General features: G+C 31.7%; 6 protein-coding genes. All 6 read right to left on the reverse strand.

Annotated elements, in window-relative coordinates:
- Positions 1 to 174 precede the first annotated feature (174 nt).
- On the reverse strand, positions 175 to 705 hold the full coding sequence (locus U473_RS11320; RefSeq protein ID WP_201024190.1) for a sugar phosphate nucleotidyltransferase: 531 nt from the start codon (positions 703 to 705) through the stop codon (positions 175 to 177).
- A 26-nt stretch (positions 706 to 731) separates the two neighbouring features.
- A complete protein-coding gene (locus U473_RS11325) occupies positions 732 to 1904 on the reverse strand; it encodes a LegC family aminotransferase (RefSeq protein ID WP_068726438.1) in 1173 nt (390 codons plus the stop codon).
- Positions 1905 to 1919: 15 nt separating this feature from the next.
- Entirely contained in the window at positions 1920 to 2903 is a 984-nt protein-coding gene (locus tag U473_RS11330) for an NAD-dependent 4,6-dehydratase LegB (protein ID WP_068726440.1), read from the reverse strand.
- A 173-nt stretch (positions 2904 to 3076) separates the two neighbouring features.
- Positions 3077 to 4132 carry a glycosyltransferase family protein gene (locus U473_RS11335; RefSeq protein WP_153012048.1) on the reverse strand — a complete coding sequence of 352 codons (1056 nt, stop codon included), beginning with the start codon at positions 4130 to 4132 and terminating at the stop codon, positions 3077 to 3079.
- An 11-nt stretch (positions 4133 to 4143) separates the two neighbouring features.
- A complete protein-coding gene (locus tag U473_RS14840; protein WP_161937331.1) occupies positions 4144 to 4314 on the reverse strand; it encodes a hypothetical protein in 171 nt (56 codons plus the stop codon).
- Positions 4315 to 4927: 613 nt separating this feature from the next.
- Positions 4928 to 5593 (reverse strand): hypothetical protein, encoded by a 666-nt coding sequence (locus U473_RS11345; RefSeq protein ID WP_068726446.1) that lies wholly within the window; start codon positions 5591 to 5593, stop codon positions 4928 to 4930.
- Positions 5594 to 5743 lie beyond the last annotated feature (150 nt).

Below are 5743 nucleotides of genomic sequence, written 5' to 3' on the forward strand. Positions count from 1 at the left end.
AATTATAAATCTTTTCGTAATCTTCTTCGATTAAAATATCGCAGTTGGATAGAATAAAAGTAGAATCAATTTTCCCTTTAAGTAAACTAAGTCCCCCACCTGTACCCAGTGGTTGATCTTCATCTACGTAATTAACCTCATAGTCTTTTTCAATTTCATTGAAATAGGCTTTAATCATGTTTTTTTATGATTCACCACTAAAAAAAATTTATTGCTACCGTATTGATTGAATCTATTCATAATATGCTCTACAATTGGAATTTCTCCAATAGGAATAAGCGGTTTTGGCAGGATCTTCGTATAGGGATAAAGCCTTGTTCCAAGTCCGCCTGCCATAATAACTACCGGTACATTTAAAGTTTTTTTCGTTTCTACCTCTCCATCATTCCATAACACAACTGAGACGATGTCATTTTCTTCATTTAAAATTGGTAACGCTTCAATAGAGTGTTTCTTCATAAATTCTTTAGCTGAAGCCTTTTCTTTTTCCTGCAAATACTTAGGATTATAATTTGCAATATCTTTTACTTTAGCATCAAGGTTTCCTTTCTTAAGAATCCATCTCCTAATGTCTCCATCCGTTATAGCAGCAACAAATTGTCCATCTCGCACAACGAAAAGGACTTTTTTGGCTACTTTATCTAAAAGTGCCATAGCCTCAAGCATTGTACATTCTTCATCAATTAAGAAATCTTTAACATCCAACCTTTTCACCCCTTTGCAACTATAAACTAAACTTTCTCTGGATGTTTAAGACATTCAATCACAAAAAGTACATCTTCCTTTTTTAAATTAGAACTACAAGGAATATTAACAACATGTTCAAGATAAATCTTAGCTTTTTCTATTTTATAAGTTTGGCTACTCAAATATGGTCTTTGTTCGTTAATCAATCCCCAAATGGGTCTCGATTGAATTTTCTTTGACGACAAGTAATTGATGATTTCGTCTCTATTAAGTGGATATGATTCATCACAGTATAGCGCATAAAACCAGTAGTTTGGTCTGATATCATCTTTGAAGTCTAGGATTGTTAACCCCTCTATTTCATTAATAGATTCTTTATATAAATTGTAATTCTCTTCTTTTATCTTGATAAAGTGTTCAAGCTGCTCTAATTGCGCAAGTCCAAGAGCAGCTTGTAGATTCGTCATTCGATAGTTATAGCCAATTTCATCATGGGTGTAATATAGCTCATCACTTTTAGCTTGTGTTGTGAGATGTTTTGCTCTTTTAAGAAGTTCTTCATCATCAGATACAATCATTCCACCACCACCGGTTGTGATGATTTTGTTTCCATTAAAGGAGTACACACCGATATTACCAATGGTACCAGCATATTTCCCTTGATATTTCCCTTTAGTATAGTAAGTTCCTATGGCTTCTGTCGCATCCTCGATAACTTTTAAGTTGAATCTATCAGCAATATCCATGATGCTTTCCATATCAGCCATATTCCCAAATACGTGTACAACCAGAACTGCTTTTATATGTTTATTGGTTTTGTTATTAATGAGCTTGCCTTCAGTAAAAGTGCATTCTTTCTCACAAAACTCCAACAACTTGTCCGCATCCATAGTGAGCGAATCATCACAATCCATAAAGATCGGCTCTGCTCCGATATACTTCACAGGATTAACAGCCGCAATAAAAGTCAATGTGGGTACAATAACTTCATCTTCTTTTGTAACTCCACACACCTGAAGCGCAATATGAAGACCCGACGTTCCATTCTGGCAAGATACGGCTCCCTTGGACTTGACATATTTTGCTGTCTTTTCTTCAAAGTCATTAACATATGGACCGCCTGTAGATACCCATTCTGTTTCGACTGCATGGGTGACATATTCAAGCTCTTTCCCATTTAAATTGGGTACGGAAAGAGGAATAAATCTTTGGCTCATATGCTCCCCTCCTGACTAAATATTATAAATATCTATCTTGTATTTATCTAAATTATGTCTAAAGAACTCAATTGTTTCTGCGAGTCCTTGTTCAAATGTATATTGAGGATTCCAATTCGTCAGCTGCTTAATTTTCTCATTGGATCCTAAGAGTCTATTTACTTCACTTTTTTCAGGTCTAAGTCTCTGTTCATCACAAACAATTCTAGCGTTCGGGTTGATTTGTCTGATAAGTTCTTCAGCAAGTTGCCCAATGGAAATTTCTTGTTGGGTTGCTATATTAATCTCTTCACCGATTGTTTTATCGGACTTTGCAATTTCGATAAAACCATTCGCAGTGTCTTTAACATAGTTAAAGTCTCTTGTCGGCGTTAATGAACCAAGCTTGATTTCCTCTTTTCCTGCAAGAAGTTGAGTAATGATAGTCGGAATGACTGCCCTTGCTGATTGTCTTGGCCCATAAGTATTAAACGGTCTGACTATTGTTATTGGCATGTTAAAGCTTCTGTAAAAGGACTCTGCCAATCTATCTGCACCTATTTTTGTTGCAGAATATGGTGACTGCCCTTGGTAAGGATGTTTTTCATCAATAGGTACATATTGCGCAGTTCCATACACTTCAGAAGTAGAAGTAATAAGCACCCTTGATGTTTCCAAGTCTCTTGCAGCCTGTAAGACATTAAGTGTACCTTTAATATTGGTATCCACATATGTATCTGGTGAGTGATAGCTAAATGGAATTGCTATTAGGGCCGCCAGATGAAATACCTCATCAACATTTTTCATAGCTTCCCTTACACCATTGGGATCTCTTATATCTCCGGTAAATACTTCAACCTCTTTCATAATTTCTTTTGGAAGCGTATCTAACCACCCCCATGAGTTGAATGAGTTATAGTATACGAAGGCTTTAACTTTGTAGCCTTGTTTCACTAATTCTTCCGTAAGATGGCTCCCGATGAATCCATCAGCTCCAGTTAATAAAACTTTAAAAGACATATCTCGCTCTCCTTTAAATTTTTAAATTCTTATTATTTTCTAATTGGATCTAGTAAATTCTAAAACACAAACAAGCCTATACTATAGCTGTGAATTAATGTTGTATTCAAAGAAGTGTTGGTGAGACTTTATACACACAATCTAACTTAATTTATAGACTTATTCAACTTATCTTAATTCTTCTTATACGGAATTTCATTTCTTAATTCATATGCCGATCTAGGATATCTAAAAAATTCCAACAAGTTTGTCATTACTAATACCCTAGTAACTTTTTGGAACAAATATCTTTTAATATCATTTTTTTTGCTATATCTCATCTCTTTAGCAAAATACCCCTCAACGCCCTCATTCAGTATTTTAATGATTATATCTTTTGATCTTTCTACAGATTTTCCATCAACTTTCCCAATATATCTCTCGTATATTTTTATAGGAGCAATTTTAGTCTTATAATATTTAATTAATTTTTCATCTATTTCATCAAATCGATGTATTTTTTGATACTCATCTAAGCCATAAGTCCTATACCTGCTAGGATGCTCTATAGGTTCATATATTATTGAAGGTACACCTTTTATATCGCTTTCAAAAACTGTGGTACTAGACCAAACTACATTTACATCTACAGAGTTTATCCAATCATAAATTGAATATTTATAAATTACTTTCACTCTATCATTTATATTCTCTGGTGCTTTAGTTCCTGGGTGTGGCCTGTATATTAACTCATTTTTTTCAAAAAAATCATCCGGCAATTCATTAAACTCTTTAATCGTTTGGTTTAATGATTGTTGATTTACTAGTTTTCTATCCCTAAGATCTTTTTTCGTAAACCCTAGATAAACTAAATGTTCTTCTTTTCTTTTATTGTCAGTTAAAACCCACCCTCTATTTTCCGAAAAAAGTATCCATCTTTTGTTAATATCCAAACTAAATTCTTTAGCTAAATCCATGCGGTTTCTTGATATCTTATTAACTATATCCGTCCTCATATTACCTGTTACAAAAATAAACTTCTCATTTACTCCTACAGATAACAACTTTTCTTTGAAAAAATTTCCCCAAACAAAATGCAACACAGAATTTTTAGCATTATCACTTGTAGGTAATAAAACATTATCGCTTGCTTCAGATCCAATTTGTTCGTGATGTAGATTGATTATTATTACATCTGGGTTTCTTTTAATAAATGGATGTACTAACTCATAGTTTGAATCTTGATACATCCATGGCATAATCACCATATCGATTTTCTGTCTTTTACTGAGATTAACGGCTTTGTAATGTTCAAAGTCAATTGAAAAATAAATGCTTTAATATCATTTTTAGTCTCCAACTCTTTTTTAAGCATTTTACAAGATTCTATCTCTCTATTTATAACTTGATAAAAAATAATAATATTTTTCATTTTTAACTCTCCAAATTCCTTTAATTTTTGCGTTATTATAGTTCTAAACAATTAATGTTTTCATGTGGTATAGCTTGTTTTTTCGTAACATTTTCTATATGCAAATAAACCTATTATTATCCAAATTAATATTGATGAAGATCGCAAAAAGAAATTACTGTGCATAGTGAAAATGACTATATTGAAAACTCCAACAATTATCATATGATACATTTTTTTGTTCTCTGAAATAAATAGTAGTAAGTCGAAGAAATCAAGCTAATAAACGAAGTCCACACTAGAGTTCCAAACAATCCAAAATCAGCATATGGATACATAAGATAAGTACTTACGTTAAATCCACCAATTGCAAAAGATAAATTTTTATATGATTCAAAGTACTCTTTGTTGAGAAAAAATCCCCATATAGCTTCGGTTGTGTACATAAGACTAAAATTCGGCTTAATAGTGTTAAGAGCTTGTTGGAAATTTAAGAAGTTCGGTGCAATATATAGGTATATAGTCCTAAATGTGTATTCGACAAGTCCAGAAAATCCATATGATCTTAACGATATTCCTTCACGCATTAATCCAATCAATCCAATAGAAACTAAAGAGATCAGTATATACTTCACTAATTTTTTTTCATATTCAAATTAAACACAACTACAGAAAACTGAGAAGTAACATAAAGAATTAAAATTTGAAAAAAATACCCTCTCCAGCCCGTTGCTATGTTAAGTAATGAATAAAAAATTGCGGCAGATATGATAAATTTCTTTTTTTTCATATTTAATTTTGAATTCAATAAAATTGGAACAAATGCTATAGCTATTCTTGTTAAATTAACTATTGAAAAAAACTTAGTTGTAACAAATTCTCCTCTATAGGCGTTAGGATTATTTGTAAACATAGGTATGTTTTTCAATACCAATGAATTAATAGCAAACGCAAAAATCCCTAACATTAACAATATTTTAGTCAAAACATATAATTTTTTATGATTTAAAGTTCTATTTATTCTTTTTTGTTTAATGGATATCGAATTGAGAATATCTCTGAAAAAATACACTAAATGATAGACAACAAAAAATACTAAGGTATTCAAAAAGACATAAATAAATAATTCCTCACCCCAAACATACCTCAAATCATAAAAGTCAACATTTATTCTGGAGATAATAATGGCTCCATACCAAAAGATATACCAAAATAATAACGGGGAGTACACTTTTTTTGTCATTTTTAGTTCAATAAAAACTAAAGTTAATAGGATGCACATTTGAATAATATTGTACAAAATAATATTTTCTCCCAAATAAAAACTAACAAATAATATAATCAATGATATGAAAAATAGCAAAAACTTTATGATAGTTAAAAATAACTGTTTCTTTAGGATAAGCTAAGGGGCTGGAGCAATTATTCATTAATCATATTCTCCTTATTT

The organism is Tepidibacillus decaturensis, assembly GCF_001561915.1.
GTDB classification, from domain to species: Bacteria; Bacillota; Bacilli; order Tepidibacillales; family Tepidibacillaceae; genus Tepidibacillus_B; species Tepidibacillus_B infernus.